Source organism: Guptibacillus hwajinpoensis (assembly GCF_020171785.1).
Taxonomy (GTDB): domain Bacteria; phylum Bacillota; class Bacilli; order Bacillales; family Guptibacillaceae; genus Guptibacillus; species Guptibacillus sedimenti.
Window position 1 is genome coordinate 140,320 of the sequence record NZ_JAIVAE010000003.1, and the last position, 18,656, is coordinate 158,975.

Below are 18,656 nucleotides of genomic sequence, written 5' to 3' on the forward strand. Positions count from 1 at the left end.
CTTTAAAACAAACTAGGAAAAGAAAATCTGTTAAAATAGCTTTGAATCAATAATGAAGGAGCTGATATTATGTTAAAAAAAGTCGATTACTTTTTCTATCCTGTTGACGTTACCCAGCCTACTGGGGCAGAAGTGACGTATTATTGGGAAATTAGCGTGGCGGAATACGAAGGTAAAATCTATGCATATGCGAAGGCGGACGAATTTGGAAGAAAAATTCGCTGGCACCAAAGTGATCAGCCTGATAAAGAAAGTGCTCTTACAGTCATTCAAGAAAAATGTAAATCTCAAAGCAAGTAACAAAAAAGCTAGCGAACTTTGCTAGCTTTTTTTAGCACATCGTAACCTATCCAGGTTGTTCATTTTGGCATGCGTTCGGTACATTCAGGGTACGATGAAGAAAAATGGCCAACAAGATAGGATGACGAACGCATGAACCAGAAAATCATAATCCTTAGCACACTTTTATTAGCGCATATTCTCTTGTTTTTAAGCTTTGTTCACTATCCAGAAACGTTTTGGCCTGTTTTTACTGTCACACTTGCGATTTTAATTTTCCTAAGTGTGAAAACAGGAACGCTTTTGTTTCGAAAAATAACAATTAGCAACTGGTGTTATATCCTGATTAGTGCCATCTTGCTTTATGCGATTTCGTATATTGGAATAGAAGGAATCAAGTGGGTTTATCCCTCATTATTTGAAGACATGGAACGCTTTTACGATATTGTGGAACCAGTTAAAGCCTGGCATTTTATTAGTCTTATTCTAATCGTCATCCCAGGAGAAGAGATATATTGGAGAGGGTATATCCAGCAACAATTGAAACGGTATAAAAAAGGAGACACCATTTTCATCGCAACCATTTTATATGCGACAGCCCATCTTTACTCAGATGCCTATTTATTAGTAGCAGCAGCAATAGGCGGCGGAATGGCGTGGGGATGGCTATATGAAAAAACAAAAAATTTTTGGGTCCCACTCCTATCGCATATTCTTTTCGATCTTCTTATTCTCGTTTTTATTCCGCTACTTTAAGGAACAAATGACTTTTCCTAATGGGGAAGGTCGTTTGCTTTTTCACTCAATCCCTGCAAATGATGTCACTATTCTAGACTAAGCGGTTGCGACTTGGTTATACTTCTAGTAGTATTAGAATGAATGGCTAAGAATTGAAAAGAGGGTTATAAATGAAAGAATCAATATACGGATTAACGTTTGATCAGCTAACTGAATGGTTGCTAGAACGTGGTCACAAAAAATTCCGTGCCTCCCAAGTTTGGGATTGGCTCTATAAAAAACGGGTTAAAGAATTTTCTCAAATGAATAACGTAAATAAAGACTGTATCAAGCTTTTGGAAGAGAATTTTGCTATCCAGACATTAACTCAAGAAATCAAGCAGGAATCTTCTGACGGTACGATTAAGTTCTTGTTCAAACTACAAGACGGAAACGTTATTGAAACGGTACTCATGCGCTTCCATTACGGCCAATCTGTCTGTGTGACGACACAAGTAGGTTGTAATATCGGTTGTTCCTTCTGTGCAAGTGGACTTCTTAAAAAGAGCCGTGACCTTACAAGTGGAGAAATTGTTGAGCAAATTATGAACGTTCAGCACGCCCTTGATGAAAAGGCTAATGAAGAACGCGTAAGTCACATTGTGATTATGGGAATTGGAGAACCATTTGATAACTACGATAATATGATGGACTTCCTTCGTATCGTTAATTCTCAAAAAGGTCTTTGCATCGGTGCTCGCCATATCACAGTTTCAACAAGTGGACTTGCGAAGCAAATTTACGATTTTGCGAATGAAGATTTACAAGTGAACCTTGCGATCTCACTTCACGCGCCTAATGATGAGCTTCGAACCAAGATTATGAAAATCAATAAAGCTTATCCACTTGGAAAACTAATGCCTGCAATTGATTACTATCTTGAGAAAACCAACCGCAGAATTACGTTCGAGTATATCATGTTGAGAGATGTGAATGATCACGTAGAAGAAGCGAAACAACTCGCCAATCTACTAGCTGATAAGCGCCATCTTTCATACGTAAACTTGATTCCATACAACCCGGTTGATGATCACTCTTATCAGCGTAGTGAAAAAGAATCGATTCTTGCGTTCTATGATACGCTTAAGAAGAACGGCATTAACTGCGTGATCCGTCATGAGAACGGGACAGACATTGATGCAGCTTGCGGTCAGCTTCGTAGTAAGCAAGTGAAGAAACTAGAAAACGCAGGAAAATAGCACGAATAAAAAGACGCTCACCATAAATGGTGGCGTCTTTTTATATACAAAGGCAATCACACCAACCATTTTTTAATGCATACACTGAAAACAAGCTAGCTTGAGTTCAACTTGTGAGTAAGGAGACAAAATATGAAAGGTTTAATGATTGTTTTTAGTTTACTATGCATCTGGATTGGATTTGGACTATACACGGATTATCAACGTGAAAGCCTACCTTTTGAGTTAATGGGAGAAGATACAAGCATAAAGTCTGGATATAACGATATTTATATTTTTAGAGAAAATAAACAAATTACTTCACTTGAAGTGTTCGATCAAACTAGAGAACGGGTAAAAGTATATCAAATAGATGATTTAAAGGACCTATACCCATCAGCTTCTTATGTAAAAGGAGAAGTGAAAGAAGGGAAACTCTATCTTTTATACGATGAAGGCGGAAAAGTTGTTTCCAAAAGAGTTGTAGTTGGTGCCAGAGGATCTTTATCATTTATGCCTGAAAGAAAATAAATTTTCCTAACAAATCGCCAATTCGTTTTCAGGATTGGCTTTTCTTCTTATAAGAATTAAGTTGATCGGGTCATCACAACAGCAATACCTGTTATAATGGCGTTACTATTGCATAGAGAGGGATTTATATGACAAAGAGCCTTACGAACTCTGAGAGAGATCAAATACTACAAGATCTTACATTTGACCAACAATCATATCTTATGAATATTCTTAAACGAGGTAAAAAAACAGCATTTGCGAATGTGATTGCTCAAAGTAAAGGAAGAATGATTCCAAACGGAGCTACTGATGAGGAAATTGGAATGTTGCTTGACGATTGGATACTAGACGATTACCTGGATGCAGGCGCTGTCTCAGAAGATCTAAAATGCGAATGTGGTCGTGCATTACGCTATCAATATATTGTTCGACATGTAAAAACGGGTGAAGTGCGTCGTTTTGGTATTAATCATTTCGAAGAACACACTGGCTTACCAGGTACCATCGTAAAAGAAGTTGTACAAGGTTTTACAAAAATTGATTATGAGTTAGATGAACTCTTATTAAAAATGCAAAACGGCTCTCCTACATATGACATCCCTGAAGGTTTGAAGCTACCAACCGATATTGAAGAGCCACTTTCCTTACAACTTCCGTTACTTGATCGACAAGAAAAACGGTTAAACAGTTTAATCAGAAGTTACCGTGAAGAAAAAGAAGCGTTACAAAGAGGTAGTACTACGTTAGAGGCTTTAGATATCCCAACACAGAAAAAAGAAGACTTGAAACCTAAAGAAACTCTACCTCAAGATGAGTTACAAGGCTCTTTTGATTTGTTCGCTGAAGAAGCGCAAGAACCTTTACAAGAAATAACAAGTGAGAAACCGAAAGAAACTTATTTTGTGGGAGATCTTTCGTTTCCAACTCAGGAAGCGATAGACGGCTATATTCAACAAGGTACAGAAAGTGCGTTGATGATTTGCGAGCTCTTAATCAAAGAAGGAAAAGTTCAAGACAAGCGCTACTCGACAAAGAAACCGAAAATATACTATGCAGTTTGCACGTATCTCGATTCTTATGTGGCATCGGCATCCATGTCTGTTGAGCCACTTGGACGGGAAGATCGCATTTATCGATTAAAAAGAGGACGATGATCCTGACATTTCATAATTATCAGATAAAGCATTGACATTTCATTATACCAGGTCTATAATTTCAAACATGTTCAAAAATTAAATCAATACTCTTATCAAGAGTGGCGGAGGGAATAGGCCCTATGATGCCCGGCAACCTTTCAACTATAGTTGAAGCTGGTGCCAAATCCTACAGATGATGTCATCTGGAAGATAAGAGGAGGATTCTGTTAGTAATCCCTCTTCTTATTTTTTAAGAAGAGGGATTTTTTATTTTACAGAGAATAAGGAGCTGTTACACATGAAAAGAACACTTCAACAACGCCTGCAAGATGGCCCAGTCATTTGCGGGGAAGGTTATCTGTTTGAATTAGAACGACGTGGTTATCTCCAAGCAGGATCATTCGTGCCAGAAGTTGCCCTAGATAATCCCGAAGCTCTTAAACAAACTTATCGAGATTATATGCTTGCAGGATCTGATGTCGTGCTAGCTTTTACGTATAATGGCCACCGAGAGAAAATGAGAATTATTGGAAAAGAAGAGTTGCTAGAGCCCCTCAATCGACAAGCGATTCGTCTTGCAAAAGAGGTAGCAAAAGAACACCCTGAAGAAGAAGCACTTGTAGCAGGCAATATATCAAACACAAATCTATTTGACCCTGAGGATGAAGACAGTAAAGAACAAATTCGTTCCATGTTTGCTGAAATGGTAAAATGGAGTAAAGAAGAAGGCGTTGATTTCATTAATGGGGAAACATTTTATTATTACGAAGAAGCGAAAATAGCCTTAGAAGAAATTCAAAAACATGATCTTCCAGCAGTTATTACACTTGGACTTATGAGTGAAAACATTTTAAGAGACGGCTATACCGTTGAGGAAGCTTGCCGGTTGTTAGAAGAGCATGGAGCGCTAGTTGTTGGAATGAACTGTTTTCGAGGACCTGCTACAATGCAGCCATACATCGAGAAAATTAGGCAGTCTGTAACTGGATATGTTGGCGCACTTCCCATTCCTTATCGAACAACAGAAGAACATCCAACATTTTTTAACTTACCTGATGGCGGTTGTGCCTGTACATTGCCAACAGAGACAACCTTTCCAACATCTCTCGATCCACTTTATTGCAACCGTTATGAACTAGCAGAATGGGCAAAAGAAGCAAAAAGTGTCGGGGTAAATTATTTTGGACTATGTTGTGGTGCTTCTCCAAGTATGTTGAGAGAAGTCGCTGAAACAGTAGGTAGAACAGCTGTGAATTCGATTTACTCTCCAAATATGGAGAAACATTTTCTGTTTGGATCAGATGAATCCTTAAAGAAAAACAATACGGCATATCGACAGAAGGCATAGATGATGACAAAACGGAGCGGGAAACCTCTCCGTTTTTTACTGCAAAAAGAATAGGCCAGTAACGTATTGGCAATAACGATAAAAAGAAAGTGAAAATGGAACCAATACAGATATGTCTGCATGTAATAAAACATCAATACATTTTACGATTGATCCCGGCCCGATTTTTGTTATAAAAGCAGCTTTTCGCAATAAAAAATCTTGCTTTTTATATCCTTAGCGTAAGATTCATTTGAAAATAGTAGCTTCTTTTGTCAAAATGATCATATTCAGACATCAGTTGTGTTATTATTTTAAATGTGTTTGAATATGTGACACAACGAAACTCTAATGAAATCATAACAAAAAGAACTTGTTTTATAAGCGAGGTAGCCTATGGATAATCAAAATGTAATAAATGAACTCCGCTCGATTTTGCCAGAAGCGGAATTGAAAATAAATGAGCCTTTAAATGCCCACACCTATACTAGGATGGGTGGATGTGCAGATGTTCTTGTTTTTCCTAACACAATTGAAGATGCAAGAGCTGCGGTAGAATATGCTTTTCAAAAAAAATATCCTTTAACGATACTCGGGAAAGGTTCGAATGTAATCATTCAAGATGGTGGTATTCGCGGTATTGTCTTGAATCTATCTTCTTTAAAATCGATTAATAAAAAAGACAAAAAAGTGATTGCTCAAGCAGGCGCTCGAATTATTGATGCATCTGAATTTGCGCGTGATGGCAAACTTAGCGGTCTCGAGTTTGCATGTGGTATACCAGGTTCTGTTGGTGGAGCTGTTTATATGAACGCAGGAGCATACGGTGGAGAGATAGCTGATTGTCTCGAAAGTGTGCTCGCTGTAACGAAAGAAGGAAAGTTAATTAAATTAACCGCTGATGAACTTGATTTATCTTATCGTCACAGTAACGTAGATGAAAAAGGTTTGCTTGTTTTAGAAGCAACCTTCGCTCTAAAAGATGGCGACTATAATGAAATCAAAGCGATCATGGATGACCTAACTGAGAAGCGCGAAACAAAACAGCCGCTAGAATACCCTTCTTGTGGTAGTGTATTTAAACGTCCTCCTGGACTATTTGCAGGTAAATTAATTCAGGACTCTGAACTCCAAGGTACACGAATCGGTGGGGCCGAAGTTTCTAAAAAGCATGCTGGATTTATTGTAAATATCGATAATGCTACTGCAACAGACTATTTGGATGTGATTCATCACGTTCAAAGAACAGTAAAAGAAAAGTTTGATGTCGAGCTTGAACGTGAAGTACGCGTTATTGGTGAACCACCTGAGCAAGCATAAAGAGAAGTCAGCCACTCATTTGAGCGGCTGTTTTTTTGTGATTTATTTAAGATAGACAACTTTTGATCATACTGTGAACAAATTCAATCTGCACGATAAGTGCACAATTTCTAGATAAAGTAGTCTTTGATGGTAAATGAAACCAATCATAGGAGGGTATATATGAAAACAAAAAAAGTTATTTTAGGATTATCACTATCACTTATTCTTGCAGCATGTGGAAACAATAACGAGGGCATAAATCAGGAGTCCGAAAACAACCAATCGCCTTCTAACACTTCAGCAAACTCCGAGAATCACATGGACGAGATGGAACACTCCGGCTCTTCAGAAGTACCTGAAGGGTTAAAAAGGGCTGAAAATCCTGCTTATCCAGAAGGCAGTAAAGCAATCATTGAAACAGATCATATGAAAGGAATGAAAGGTGCAGAAGCCACGATCTCAGGAGCTTTTGAAACTACCTCATATGTTGTTTCCTATATGCCTACGAATGGTGGAGAACTTGTAGAGAATCACAAATGGGTGATCCACGAGGAACTTGATCAACCTGATAACGCGCCTTTAACACCCGGTACAGAAGTAACGCTTAATGCTTCCCATATGAAAGGGATGGAAGGAGCCAATGCAACAATTGATTCAGCCAACCAAACTACTGTTTATATGATAGACTATATGCCGACAACTGGAGGCGAAGAGGTAACCAATCATAAATGGGTAACGGAAGATGAATTATCTCCTATTGAGCAATAAAGTTTATAGATGTCGCGCAATGGCGAATGAATAAGACAACACATAAAGGATGAATTGTTTTGAAGAAACATTGGATAATAATTTTTGGGGCGCTGCTTCTTATTATTGCAGGATGTCAGGAAGAAAACTCAAAACCAGTAGAAAGCAATAATGAGGTAAAGGAAACCCAAAAGAAAGAAAAAGAAACGGCATCGTTATCAGAATCAAACTTTTATAAACCGACTTCACGCAAGCAAATTAACCATGTTCATGGAATCGGGTATCCTGGCAATCAACATGAATTATTCGTGGCGACTCATCTAGGACCGCTGATTTATCTTGATGGAACCTGGTATGAAGCTAAAGCAAACAACCATGACTATATGGGCTTCCAGGCCGCGTCTGATGGTTTTTATAGTAGTGGACACCCTGGCGAAGCATCCGATTTACCAAATCCGCTCGGATTAATCAAAAGTACTGATCGAGGAAAGACGCTCGAGCAGCTAGGTTTTCAAGGAGAATCTGATTTTCACTATTTAGCGGTAGGCTATGAAACGCACAGCATTTATGCCGTAAATCAACAGAAGAACAGCGAAATGGACATAGGTGTTTATTATAGTGAGGATGCAAGTGATTGGAATCAAGTAAACTTAAAGGGGACTCCCGATCAAATTAATGGGATTTTCGCTCACCCTAGTGATGCTAACGTCGTAGCCATAACTTCGCCAAATGGACTTTACCTTTCAGAAGATCAAGGAGAGTCGTTTACACCAATGACAAAGGGCAGCTCTATCACCTCAATGGTCTTTCTTAAAGACCGTATCATCTTCGCCAAACAGGGAGCAGCTAGCCAACTTGTGTCCCTTAAGAACAGAGAAGAAACGCCCATTTCTATGCCGAACAAAATAGAAAAGGCGATTGATTATCTCGCGGTGAATCCACAAAATGAAAATGAGATTTCTTTTCATACATCTGATGGTAGTCTCTATCAAACAAAAGATGGCGGGGAATCTTGGGTCACTTTAATCGATCAGGGTAAAATAAACTAATTGCGACATCATGTTTCCTACTTAAACTTTCAACAATTCCCTCAAATTATCCAGAATTTGTGCAGAATTAATGAAATTTACATCTTAGCAACTTTATTTCGTTTTTACGTTTATTATCAAGTAAATAGGAAAATATGACAGTGTATTACATTATTAAGGAGGAATTTAATCATGTCACATGAAAAGTACGGTTCAATGATTCAAACACTCCACGAATGTATGACTGCATGCAATCACTGCTATGACGCTTGCTTAAAAGAAGAAGATGTAAAAATGATGGCTGAGTGTATTCGTTTGGACAGAGAATGTGCGGATATCTGTGGATTTCTTGAACAAGCCCTTGTAAGAGGAACCCCATTTGCCTCTGAACTTGCTCAAGCATGTGCTACCATTTGTGAGGCATGTGGAAACGAGTGTAAAAAGCACGATCACAAACACTGTCAGGATTGTGCAGAGTCATGTTTTAAATGTGCGGAAGAGTGTAAGAAATTAGCAGCATAATTGTAGAATGAGTTAAGAAGTCTGTTGAATCATTAGCAGGCTTCTTTTTTTATCACCAATTTGTTCATCTTGAAACAAAGCAGACAAGCTGCACACTTTCTCGATATAATGCTGGTAGAATAGCTGAAGACAAGGAGAGAGAAATGAGATTGAAGAGAAAAAGTAAATTAGCAACAAAATTAGGTCTGTTTTTTCTTACAAGCATCTTACTCCTTGAGGGGATTTTGTTTCTGGTGCTATACTTCGGCTTTTTAAATGAGCGGATTATGGCTGAAACTGATGCCCTTCTAGCGCGGGGAAACAGTCATAGAGATGTCCTAGAAAAACATTTCGATCGTGAAACAATGGAACACGTTGCTCTAATGGAATCTGAAGCTGAAACTCAAGTAATTATTACAGATGAAAGGAATAGCGTTCTCGTTCATTCGAATACTGTGACGTCTATGATCAGAACAACCCTTTCCTCATCATCTCCTCTTCCAGTGTCAGGAGATATAGTGGAAGGCGATTGGGGCAATGAACCTTATGTTATGACCGGTTCTCCCATCATCGTGAATGATGATCTTGTTGGAAACGTCTATATGATCCTCGATACAAAAAGTATTCGCGAAGTACGCGATCATTTAACAACCCAATTTTTGATCATTAGTGGTCTCGCACTCTTCCTCACCGTTATTACAATTATTTATCTTTCAAGGATGATTACACGTCCATTGATTGAGATGAAAGTAGCAACGCAGCAAATGAGCACAGGGGATCATAATGTCTCCTTAAAAGTGGATCGAAACGACGAATTAGGTGAATTAGCGAAAGGGATTCAAAGCTTATCAGATGATTTGCTCCGATTAAAAAATGATCGTAGTGATTTTCTAGCGAATATTGCTCATGAACTAAGAACACCGTTAACTTATTTGAGTGGTTATGCAGACATCGCTCAACGAGAAGAGTTATCTTCTACAGAGAGAAGTACTTATCTTTCAATTATTAAAGAAGAATCAGAGAACTTAACTTCTCTCGTTCGAGATTTGTTTGATATGGCTAAAATGGACCAACAAGGATTTGTGATCGATCGTGAGGAAGTCGAATTGTGTTCGTTGATTCATCAGGTAAGGGAGAAAGTAAGGCCTGCTTTTGAAGGTAAGGGGATTAATCTTATCGTGTCCTGTCCGAATAAAATCCATCTTGATATTGATTCTACAAGGTTTTCTCAAGTGATTTTAAACCTTTTGGACAATGCTCTGCATTATAGTGAGTCAGGAAAAACGGTACTCATCGAAGTTCAATCTTTTCAAAGCGACGTGATTGTTAGAGTAATTGATGAGGGAGAAGGGATTCCCGAGAAGGATTTGCCTTTCATTTTTGAACGTCTCTATCGGGTTGATAAGTCACGTTCAAGAAAGTACGGAGGTTCTGGACTTGGTCTTGCTATCGCTAAAGAAATTATCGAGAAGCATGGAGGTAGTATAAAGGCGGAAAGTCAAAAAGGAAAAGGGACAACGATCACCATAGTTTTGTTAGGAGTTGAATCACGTGAAAAATGTGCTGATTGTAGACGATGAAGAGCGGATGGTAGAGCTAATCTCTCTTTATTTGAAACCACATGGGTACACTATTTATGAAGCATATACAGGGATAGAAGCACTACATAGATTAACTGAACACAAAATAGATCTCGTTTTGTTAGATATAATGATGCCCGACATGGACGGCTTTGCGACGTGTGAAGAAATCCGAAATCAATCAGAGGTGCCGATTATCATGTTAACAGCAAGAGAGCAAAATGAAGATATTGTTAAAGGATTCAAGTTAGGCGCAGATGATTACATCACAAAACCATTTGATGAACGTGTTCTTCTTGCTAGAATGGAAGCTTTGGCTCGACGCGTAAAACAAGTTAATCAAAATCAAGTGATCTTCAAAGGACTAACCTGGGATGCAGACAAACATCTCGTATCATATTATAGTGTGCCTATTCCTATGACTCCCATTGAATTTAAGTTGCTTGGCCTATTCTTGAAAAATCCCGAAAAAGTATTTAGCCGAGAACATCTGATCCAGTTGATTTGGGGATTTGAATCAAACACAGAAGGACGCACGATTGATTCACATATTCGAAATTTGCGTGATAAGTGTAGACATGCGGACTTTCAAATCACCAACCATTTAGTCACCATCTGGGGTGTAGGTTACAAGTGGAAAAATGAATCTCCATAATTAATGGTTACCCACGACTATGACTGCCTAATTGGCGGTCATTTTTTTCTTTCACATTATCTCGATCAAATCTGGATATTTTTTGGGAACAATAAGTGAAGATGAATAACATCTACCATCTTATACTAAAAGAAGGAGGCTAGTATGGACCATTCTACGCATGAAGAACATCACCATTCCGAACATAAGCAAGATCACAGTTCTCATCACGAACATATGGTAGAAGATTTTAAAAAGAGGTTTTATCTTTCTTTATTAATCACACTACCTATACTCGTTTTGTCACCTATGTTACAAAATTTCGTTAATCTAAACTTAAGATTCACGGGAGATCTCTACATTTTATTTGCTCTTTCGACTGTTATCTTTTTTTATGGAGGGTGGCCTTTCCTCACAGGAGCATGGAGTGAACTAAAAGATAAAAACCCTGGAATGATGACACTTATTGCACTTGCCATTATCGTCGCATATGTCTATAGTTCATTGACGGTATTCAGTTTATCTGGGAAAAACTTCTTTTGGGAGCTAGCGACTCTAATTGATATTATGCTTCTCGGTCATTGGATCGAAATGAAATCAGTGATGGGAGCATCAAAAGCACTAGAAGAGCTAGTAAAACTGATGCCATCTGAGGCTCATCGTGTTAGCGAAGACGGCTCTATTGAAGATGTTCCTACATCAGAATTAAACGAAGGAGACCACGTGCTTATTAAACCTGGAGAAAAAGTCCCCGTTGATGGAACAATTGTAAAGGGACAGTCTTCGATTGACGAATCGATGTTAACGGGTGAATCTGTACCAGTGGAAAAAGAAAAAAATGATGAAGTTATAGGTGCCTCGATTAACGGAGAAGGTTCTTTGACTGTAAAAGTTGAAAAAACCGGTGAAGATAGCTATCTTTCTCAAGTTGTCACAATGGTGAGAGAAGCTCAAGAATCGAAATCAAGAACACAGAATTTTTCAGATCGTGCTGCTAAATGGCTTTTCTACCTTGCGCTTATAGCAGGAATAACCACATTACTATCTTGGGTTTTACTTGGCTACGATTTTGTTTTTGCTTTAGAACGGATGGTGACAGTCATGGTCATTGCCTGTCCACATGCTTTAGGTCTTGCAGCACCTCTTGTCGTCGCAAGATCAACCGCCTTATCGGCGAAAAAAGGACTGCTCATACGCAACCGAACAAGCTTTGAGGAAGCAAGAAAGTTAGAAGCGGTCGTCTTTGATAAGACTGGTACACTAACAGAGGGGAAATTTGGAATAACAGATATCATTACTGAGAAAGAAGAAGATGAAATCATTCTTCTAGCTGCTTCCGTTGAATCTGAATCAGAACATCCGATAGCTCGCGGCATAGTTGAGGATGCAAAAGAGAGAAACGTGAACTTGAAGTCCGTTGAGGATTTTCAATCGATTACCGGTAAGGGATTACAAGCAAGGGTCGATAATAAAAAAGTAATGGTTGTTAGTCCAGGTTATATAAAAGATGAAGAAATCGATTATCAAAAAGACCGCTATGCGGATCTTGCCAAACAGGGAAAAACAGTTGTATTCGTTTTAGTCGATGGAGAATTAGTGGCTATGATCGCACTTGCTGATAGGATTCGAGAAAGTGCAAAGAATGCCATACAGCAATTAAAAAACTTAAATGTCTCATCTATGATGCTTACAGGTGATAATAAACAGGTAGCAACATGGGTTGCGAAACAACTTGATTTAACTGAAATTTATGCAGAAGTTCTTCCTCACGAGAAAGCCGATCAGATAAAGAAAATCAAACAAAAAGGATTAAAAGTGGCGATGACGGGAGACGGAGTGAATGACGCTCCAGCTTTAGCAAATGCTGATCTTGGAATTGCGATTGGAGCAGGAACAGATGTCGCCATGGAAACGGCCGATGTGGTTTTAGTAAAAAGTAATCCTGAAGACGTGGTATCGATTATTGAATTATCAAAAGCAACCTATAAGAAAATGATTCAAAATCTCTGGTGGGCAGCAGGCTATAACATTATTGCTATCCCGCTCGCTGCAGGGGTTTTATATCCAATCGGCATCGTTCTAAGTCCAGCAATTGGTGCGGTACTCATGTCTTTTAGTACGGTTATTGTAGCGATAAATGCAAAGTTATTAAAAGCATGAATAATCGTTAGGTTAGAAGCAGTTTTCATCGCTTCTAACTAGTCATCCTATTACTTGGGGACGAACTATATCGGCACCGACAAATTAAATTAAAAGGAGAAAATCCGATTGTTTAAATACCTATGTGGGTATATAAGTATATGAATCAGGTTATAAGGGGGCGATTTTTATGATGAGCGGCGGAATGAACGGTGGATTCTGGGGATTCGGATTTTTTGGAATCCTAATTGCTATAGCTATTATTGCAATCATCGTATGGATGATGAAGCCTGAAAAGAAATCAAGTGATTTAAATTTACACGAAACATTAAAAGAACGGCTAGCTAGGGGAGAAATTTCTGAAGAAGAATATGACCGCTTAAAAAAGAAAATTAGTGAGCAATGAAAAGGCTGAAACGTTTCTGACTTTTCATAAGTGCAATATCACTCTAGACGTCGAGGTGAAAAAAATGAAAAAAAAAATAATTGGTAGTTCTATGATTGCCATTTTATTGATGATAGGAGGATGGCTTGTTTTTAAGTCACCTTTACTAACTGACAATTCACTTCCCGCAAGTGTAAATCAAGATGGAACTAGCATAATAGAAGTGAATGCTCAAGAAGTGGATGATCGACCAGTAAAGAAATTCAATTTAACTGCGGAAAAAAAAGAATGGAAAATTAGCAAGGAAAAGAAAGTCGATGCCTGGACTTATAATGGAACAGTTCCAGGAGAAGAAATACGTGTAACAGAAGGGGATTACGTAAAGATTCAATTAAAAAATGAATTAGATGTACCAGTTACTATTCACTGGCATGGTGTATTATTACCAAATGAAATGGACGGTGTACCTGGACTTACACAGGATGCTGTTCAACCAGGAGAATCGTTCACATATGAATTTATTGCTGGAGATGCGGGAACGTACTGGTATCACTCACATCAGCATAGCTCATTACAGGTAGATAAAGGTCTTTATGGTGCACTTGTTGTTGAAGAGAAGAAAAAGAAATATGATAAAGATGAAATTTTTATCCTCGATGAATGGGCAGTGAATCAAGATAAACAGAACTTATCTAATATTGGCGGAATGATGATGGGAAGCATGTCAGGAGATGGAGAAGCAGATACGAAGCAAATGTACGATACGTTCATAATCAATGGGAAAGCTGGTTCTTCTATTGAGCTTTTAGTCTTAAAAGAAGGTGAAACAGCCAGGCTACGTTTCATTAATGCAGGGTACCAAGTTCATCGATTGGTATTTCCTGAAGACTCCATAGAAGTAATTGAGACAGATGGTGAAGAAGTATCTGATAAAACAGAATCATCGAATGTAGTAGAAATTGCCCCTGGCGAAAGGATTGATGTTGCTTTCACAAAACAGGATGGGGAACCAGCGGTCATTGGACAATCAAATACCATTGAAAATGCAGAGGATATGAAAATTCCAGTCGTTACAAAGAAGGATGACGTTTCTGCAGCAATGAATACACCTCTCAGTTCTAATACATCTGTTGTAGATGGGACAACTTTTGGCAGTGAAAATGTGATATTTACTAAAGTACCAGCTAACCCCGATGTAACGTATAACATGGATTTAAGCATGGGGATGGATATGGGTGAAGGGATGGCATTTCAGATTAACGATGAAACATTTCCAAATACGCCACCCATTCAAGTTGAAAGCGGAGATATCGTAAAGGTCGAAATAACGAACTCTGGAAGAATGAATCACCCAATGCACTTACATGGACATAGGTTTCAGGTTACTTCAAAAAATGGTGAGGAACTGAATGCTCCATTCGTGAAAGATTTAATTCACGTAAAACCTGGTGAAACATATACCATTTATTTTAAAGCAAATAATCAAGGAGAATGGTTGTTTCACTGTCATGATAATAATCATGCAGATCGTGGTATGGTGACGATCGTTGATTATAAAGGGGTCTACTCACCGTTTGAATTAGGAGGAAAAAACAACAATTCACCAAATTAAAAAGGTAAATCGGTGTTTAGCATACTCTTGGGAAAACGAACCAGTATATTAGGTGAAAGTTGAATTAAACTAATCAGTGTGGCTAACGATTAGAAACACGTCTTTTAACTTTTATCTAAGGAAGTGATATGAAGTGAATTATAAAAAGCGTAACACCCAGAAAGGAAAAGGTAAAACCGCTACTGTTATGGCATTAAGTGCTCTTGGTGGAGCGGCAGCCTATGCCCTTACCAACCGTATGCAAAACGGATTTGGTGGCATGCAGCAACATTCACAGCAAAATTCTTCCCAAAAGGTACAATCGCATTCTCAACAGCCTCAACATCAAGATCCTGAATCCTTGAAGCAAATGGCATCCGCTCAAGGAATCGATAATGATGCGATCGCAGAATTCACCAATGCTATAAAAGACGATTTGCGATAAGTGAAGCACTCCCAAGTGGGGGTGCTTTTCTTTAACTAAAGAAGCGCTTTTTTCTAAAATTGACTTGCGATACGGATCGTGATTATTATATGTGTGCTCAAGAAGCAAAAGAGTATGGAATTTTTTGACGAAATCATCCAGAAACAAAATAGATTATCTAAGGGACGGGAAACCGTTCCTTTTTATTTTGCAAAAGGTCAGCGAGTCTCTATGTAGAATAAATAAATTGAATGTAATCGTAATAAATAAAAAGGAGTGTTGAAATGATTAATCAAATCGGTCAAATCATGCTATACGTTGATGATCAGGATGAGGCACTAGCATTTTGGACAGAAAAGGTTGGATTTCATCATGTTGCAGTGGAGAACAATAGCGGGGGAATGAGATGGATCGAGATAGCACCAACTCTGGAAGGGGGGACAAGCATTGTCCTTCATGATAAAGCGTTAATAGCAAAGATGGAGCCTGAGCTTAATCTCGGAACACCATCCCTTATGTTTTACACGAACGATTTAGATCGTTTATACGAAAGTTTTAAGAGTAAAAAAATAACCGTTGGGGAAATTGTGTCGATGCCTTCAGGACGCGTTTTTAACTTTGCAGATCCTGAAGAACATTATTTTGCAGTAATGGAAAAGAACGAAGCGTAAAATAGACTGATTGTTTTTTACTGAACATCATCATTCATTTGATGATGTTTTTTTCGTTAAATCCATAACTAAAATGATGATTAAATTTCAGAATAATTGAAAAAGAACTAGAAATGAAGGGAATCATTCATTATAATAAACAAAAAGAAGTATTAACTTCATAAACGAACGAAAGGAGCAGCTATGAACCAGCTTTCCATTAATCAAATGATTAAACAGCATTATCCTTCCCTATCTACCGGTCAAAAAAAAGTTGCAGAGTGGCTCACCCAAAATCATGAGGAAGGAGCATTGCTAACCGCTTTTCAAATGGGAAGGAAAGTGGGAGTCAGTGAAACGACTGTCATTCGCTTCTCCTATGCACTTGGATTTAAAGGATATTCTGAAATGCAGGAATCCGTACGAACTCATTGGTTAGGAAAAGCTAGAACCAAACAAATAGGAAATTCTTCTGATGTACAGGAAGTAACTGAACACACCCTTTTTAACGATATTGTGAAGGAAGAAACGGCTGTCCTACAGCAATTGTTAACGCAAATAGACAAAGACGAGATCTGGAAGGTGATTGATCGTCTGATTAAAGCAAAATCTGTTTACATTGCTGGCTTTGGAAGTTCGTACGGAGCAGCATACTGGCTGCATTATAATCTGAAGCAATTAAGGGAGGGGATTAGTCTTTCGAATTCAAGTGGCTTCTCACCTGAAGATCTTTGTGATCTCACGCAAGATTCTGTTGTCTTTCTGTTTTCATTCCCACGTTATCGAAGAGAAGCGGTTGACCTAGCTACGTGGTCACAACAGCAACAGATCCCTGTCATCTCCATTACGAATCGGCAATTATCTCCCATCGGCTCGCTTTCAACACTTACCTTAACAACGGAGGAGAAGATGGAGTCAGGTCACCACTCTATTTCCTCAGTAATTAGTCTTTTAGAAATGATCCTAAAAGGAATACACTTCAAAGACCGTGATCGTATTAGTCTTCGTCAACAAAAGTTAGAACAGCTCTACAGTAAACAAAGCTGGTTTGTCGAATAACACGATAAGGAAAAGGTGGAATGTTTATGAATGGATTGCCCAAACCAAAAGAAAACATCAATGTTACTTCTTATGACACAAAGGATATCTTAACGTTTTTAATCCCATCCTTGATTGGAATTCTATTGTTTATTGTCCCTATTAAGCAGGATGGAGGAATCACCATCCCTGTTGCGTTTTTGGCAGGATTAATCAATGATTCCATCGGTACTCTTATTCCAGCCATAACCGCTTTCATTATGGGTGCTTCGACAATCGGTTCGTTTATTGCAATTACAATGAATCCATCATTTATAACGAAAAGAACCGATTTACATACTTTACTTCACGTAAGTCCTTTCTGGTTAATCGCTCGATTACTCGGAACAGTATTTGCCGGAATGACGCTTTTTAAGCTAGGACCTGAAATGATTCACTCTGAAAACACAGGTGGACTTTTAATCTATGATTTAATTCCAATACTATTTTCAACGTTTTTACTAGCGGGTCTATTACTGCCACTTCTTTTAAATTTCGGATTACTCGAGTTTTTTGGAGCACTGCTTATCAAAATCATGAGACCGCTCTTCACATTACCAGGTCGATCATCGCTTGATTGCCTTGCTTCATGGGTAGGTGACGGGACGATCGGTGTCCTTCTGACAACAAAGCAATATGAAGAAGGATATTACACAAAACGAGAAGCAGCTGTCATTGCGACTACTTTTTCAGTTGTTTCGATTACATTTACGATTGTCATTATTACTTATTTAAATTTAGAACAATATTTTCTCCATTACTACGCAACAATCATTATTGCTGGTCTAGTAGCAGCTCTTATTATGCCACGCATACCGCCATTGTCTCGGAAATCAAACAATGGGTATGAGCAAACAGAATTGAAGGAAGAAACGGGAATTCCTAAAAATATTTCATCAGCGAAGTGGGGATTTCAACAAGCTGTTTCAAAAGCTCAAAAGAACAAGGGACCGTTGAGCGTAGTAAAAGAAGGAACGCAAAACGTTTTAGATATGTGGTTAGGCGTATTACCGATTGTCATGGCCATTGGTACGATCGCATTAATTACGGCAGAGTTTACTCCTTTCTTTACTTATTTAGGAAAGCCTTTTGAACCTATTCTAACGCTAATGAATGTTCCTGAAGCAGGAGAAGCAGCCCAAACCATGGTTGTTGGATTTGCCGATATGTTTCTACCTGCTGTAATTGGTAGCGGCATTGAAAGTGAATTAACTCGCTTTATCATCGCTTGTGTTTCGGTTACGCAATTAATTTACATGTCAGAAATGGGTGGATTGCTTCTTGGTTCGAAGCTTCCGGTTAGCATTTTCGATTTGATCATTATTTTTCTCATTCGTACATGTATTACCTTGCCGATCGTTGTTGGTATCGCACACGTAATCTTTTAA

General features: G+C 38.4%; 20 protein-coding genes and 1 riboswitch. All 20 genes read left to right on the forward strand.

Annotated features, from left to right (window positions below; translation table 11 throughout):
* Positions 1 to 69 precede the first annotated feature (69 nt).
* Positions 70 to 300, forward strand: coding sequence for a hypothetical protein (locus tag LCL91_RS04705; protein ID WP_098443741.1), 231 nt, complete (start codon positions 70 to 72; stop codon positions 298 to 300).
* A gap of 132 nt (positions 301 to 432) precedes the next feature.
* Entirely contained in the window at positions 433 to 1,035 is a 603-nt protein-coding gene (locus tag LCL91_RS04710; RefSeq protein WP_224880410.1) for a CPBP family intramembrane glutamic endopeptidase, read from the forward strand.
* A gap of 152 nt (positions 1,036 to 1,187) precedes the next feature.
* The gene (gene rlmN / locus LCL91_RS04715) at positions 1,188 to 2,255 is read left to right on the forward strand and encodes a 23S rRNA (adenine(2503)-C(2))-methyltransferase RlmN (protein ID WP_224880412.1); all 1,068 of its coding nucleotides are present in this window, start codon (positions 1,188 to 1,190) and stop codon (positions 2,253 to 2,255) included.
* 132 nt (positions 2,256 to 2,387) lie between these two features.
* Entirely contained in the window at positions 2,388 to 2,765 is a 378-nt protein-coding gene (locus tag LCL91_RS04720) for a hypothetical protein (RefSeq protein ID WP_224880414.1), read from the forward strand.
* Positions 2,766 to 2,893: 128 nt separating this feature from the next.
* Positions 2,894 to 3,901, forward strand: coding sequence for a DUF3895 domain-containing protein (locus LCL91_RS04725; protein ID WP_224880416.1), 1,008 nt, complete (start codon positions 2,894 to 2,896; stop codon positions 3,899 to 3,901).
* A gap of 89 nt (positions 3,902 to 3,990) precedes the next feature.
* Positions 3,991 to 4,100, forward strand: a riboswitch (SAM riboswitch).
* A gap of 81 nt (positions 4,101 to 4,181) precedes the next feature.
* Complete coding sequence (locus tag LCL91_RS04730) at positions 4,182 to 5,231, forward strand: homocysteine S-methyltransferase family protein (protein WP_224880418.1); 1,050 nt, start codon at positions 4,182 to 4,184, stop codon at positions 5,229 to 5,231.
* A 375-nt stretch (positions 5,232 to 5,606) separates the two neighbouring features.
* The gene (murB, locus tag LCL91_RS04735; RefSeq protein ID WP_224880420.1) at positions 5,607 to 6,530 is read left to right on the forward strand and encodes a UDP-N-acetylmuramate dehydrogenase; all 924 of its coding nucleotides are present in this window, start codon (positions 5,607 to 5,609) and stop codon (positions 6,528 to 6,530) included.
* 162 nt (positions 6,531 to 6,692) lie between these two features.
* The gene (locus tag LCL91_RS04740) at positions 6,693 to 7,280 is read left to right on the forward strand and encodes a YdhK family protein (RefSeq protein WP_224880422.1); all 588 of its coding nucleotides are present in this window, start codon (positions 6,693 to 6,695) and stop codon (positions 7,278 to 7,280) included.
* Positions 7,281 to 7,339: 59 nt separating this feature from the next.
* The gene (locus LCL91_RS04745; protein ID WP_224880424.1) at positions 7,340 to 8,308 is read left to right on the forward strand and encodes a F510_1955 family glycosylhydrolase; all 969 of its coding nucleotides are present in this window, start codon (positions 7,340 to 7,342) and stop codon (positions 8,306 to 8,308) included.
* A gap of 171 nt (positions 8,309 to 8,479) precedes the next feature.
* A complete protein-coding gene (locus tag LCL91_RS04750; RefSeq protein WP_098443750.1) occupies positions 8,480 to 8,809 on the forward strand; it encodes a four-helix bundle copper-binding protein in 330 nt (109 codons plus the stop codon).
* A gap of 143 nt (positions 8,810 to 8,952) precedes the next feature.
* On the forward strand, positions 8,953 to 10,368 hold the full coding sequence (locus tag LCL91_RS04755; protein WP_224880427.1) for a sensor histidine kinase: 1,416 nt from the start codon (positions 8,953 to 8,955) through the stop codon (positions 10,366 to 10,368).
* Positions 10,340 to 11,023 (forward strand): response regulator transcription factor, encoded by a 684-nt coding sequence (locus LCL91_RS04760; RefSeq protein ID WP_224880429.1) that lies wholly within the window; start codon positions 10,340 to 10,342, stop codon positions 11,021 to 11,023. Before LCL91_RS04755 ends, LCL91_RS04760 begins: the two co-directional genes overlap by 29 nt.
* A gap of 144 nt (positions 11,024 to 11,167) precedes the next feature.
* Positions 11,168 to 13,162, forward strand: a complete 1,995-nt coding sequence (locus LCL91_RS04765; RefSeq protein WP_224880431.1) for a heavy metal translocating P-type ATPase — start codon at positions 11,168 to 11,170, stop codon at positions 13,160 to 13,162.
* 169 nt (positions 13,163 to 13,331) lie between these two features.
* Entirely contained in the window at positions 13,332 to 13,547 is a 216-nt protein-coding gene (locus LCL91_RS04770; protein ID WP_224880433.1) for an SHOCT domain-containing protein, read from the forward strand.
* 64 nt (positions 13,548 to 13,611) lie between these two features.
* Complete coding sequence (locus tag LCL91_RS04775; protein ID WP_224880435.1) at positions 13,612 to 15,138, forward strand: multicopper oxidase family protein; 1,527 nt, start codon at positions 13,612 to 13,614, stop codon at positions 15,136 to 15,138.
* Between the two features lie 133 nt (positions 15,139 to 15,271).
* On the forward strand, positions 15,272 to 15,562 hold the full coding sequence (locus tag LCL91_RS04780; protein WP_224880437.1) for a hypothetical protein: 291 nt from the start codon (positions 15,272 to 15,274) through the stop codon (positions 15,560 to 15,562).
* Between the two features lie 59 nt (positions 15,563 to 15,621).
* Positions 15,622 to 15,690 carry an ATP-dependent Clp protease proteolytic subunit gene (locus LCL91_RS22185; RefSeq protein ID WP_224881217.1) on the forward strand — a complete coding sequence of 23 codons (69 nt, stop codon included), beginning with the start codon at positions 15,622 to 15,624 and terminating at the stop codon, positions 15,688 to 15,690.
* Between the two features lie 135 nt (positions 15,691 to 15,825).
* Entirely contained in the window at positions 15,826 to 16,212 is a 387-nt protein-coding gene (locus LCL91_RS04790; RefSeq protein WP_224880439.1) for a VOC family protein, read from the forward strand.
* Positions 16,213 to 16,395: 183 nt separating this feature from the next.
* Positions 16,396 to 17,250: a MurR/RpiR family transcriptional regulator gene (locus LCL91_RS04795; RefSeq protein WP_224880441.1), complete on the forward strand. Its 855-nt coding sequence runs from the start codon at positions 16,396 to 16,398 to the stop codon at positions 17,248 to 17,250.
* A gap of 26 nt (positions 17,251 to 17,276) precedes the next feature.
* On the forward strand, positions 17,277 to 18,656 hold the full coding sequence (locus LCL91_RS04800) for a YjiH family protein (RefSeq protein ID WP_224880443.1): 1,380 nt from the start codon (positions 17,277 to 17,279) through the stop codon (positions 18,654 to 18,656).

What these genes read in the sequence shown, in the direction of transcription:
- LCL91_RS04705 (WP_098443741.1), top strand. Translation starts at nt 70, where the DNA reads ATGTTAAAAAAAGTCGATTACTTTTTCTATCCTGTTGACGTTACCCAG.
- LCL91_RS04710 (WP_224880410.1), top strand. Translation starts at nt 433, where the DNA reads ATGAACCAGAAAATCATAATCCTTAGCACACTTTTATTAGCGCATATT.
- rlmN (WP_224880412.1), top strand. Translation starts at nt 1,188, where the DNA reads ATGAAAGAATCAATATACGGATTAACGTTTGATCAGCTAACTGAATGG.
- LCL91_RS04720 (WP_224880414.1), top strand. Translation starts at nt 2,388, where the DNA reads ATGAAAGGTTTAATGATTGTTTTTAGTTTACTATGCATCTGGATTGGA.
- LCL91_RS04725 (WP_224880416.1), top strand. Translation starts at nt 2,894, where the DNA reads ATGACAAAGAGCCTTACGAACTCTGAGAGAGATCAAATACTACAAGAT.
- LCL91_RS04730 (WP_224880418.1), top strand. Translation starts at nt 4,182, where the DNA reads ATGAAAAGAACACTTCAACAACGCCTGCAAGATGGCCCAGTCATTTGC.
- murB (WP_224880420.1), top strand. Translation starts at nt 5,607, where the DNA reads ATGGATAATCAAAATGTAATAAATGAACTCCGCTCGATTTTGCCAGAA.
- LCL91_RS04740 (WP_224880422.1), top strand. Translation starts at nt 6,693, where the DNA reads ATGAAAACAAAAAAAGTTATTTTAGGATTATCACTATCACTTATTCTT.
- LCL91_RS04750 (WP_098443750.1), top strand. Translation starts at nt 8,480, where the DNA reads ATGTCACATGAAAAGTACGGTTCAATGATTCAAACACTCCACGAATGT.
- LCL91_RS04755 (WP_224880427.1), top strand. Translation starts at nt 8,953, where the DNA reads ATGAGATTGAAGAGAAAAAGTAAATTAGCAACAAAATTAGGTCTGTTT.
- LCL91_RS04765 (WP_224880431.1), top strand. Translation starts at nt 11,168, where the DNA reads ATGGACCATTCTACGCATGAAGAACATCACCATTCCGAACATAAGCAA.
- LCL91_RS04770 (WP_224880433.1), top strand. Translation starts at nt 13,332, where the DNA reads ATGATGAGCGGCGGAATGAACGGTGGATTCTGGGGATTCGGATTTTTT.
- LCL91_RS04775 (WP_224880435.1), top strand. Translation starts at nt 13,612, where the DNA reads ATGAAAAAAAAAATAATTGGTAGTTCTATGATTGCCATTTTATTGATG.
- LCL91_RS04790 (WP_224880439.1), top strand. Translation starts at nt 15,826, where the DNA reads ATGATTAATCAAATCGGTCAAATCATGCTATACGTTGATGATCAGGAT.
- LCL91_RS04795 (WP_224880441.1), top strand. Translation starts at nt 16,396, where the DNA reads ATGAACCAGCTTTCCATTAATCAAATGATTAAACAGCATTATCCTTCC.
- LCL91_RS04800 (WP_224880443.1), top strand. Translation starts at nt 17,277, where the DNA reads ATGAATGGATTGCCCAAACCAAAAGAAAACATCAATGTTACTTCTTAT.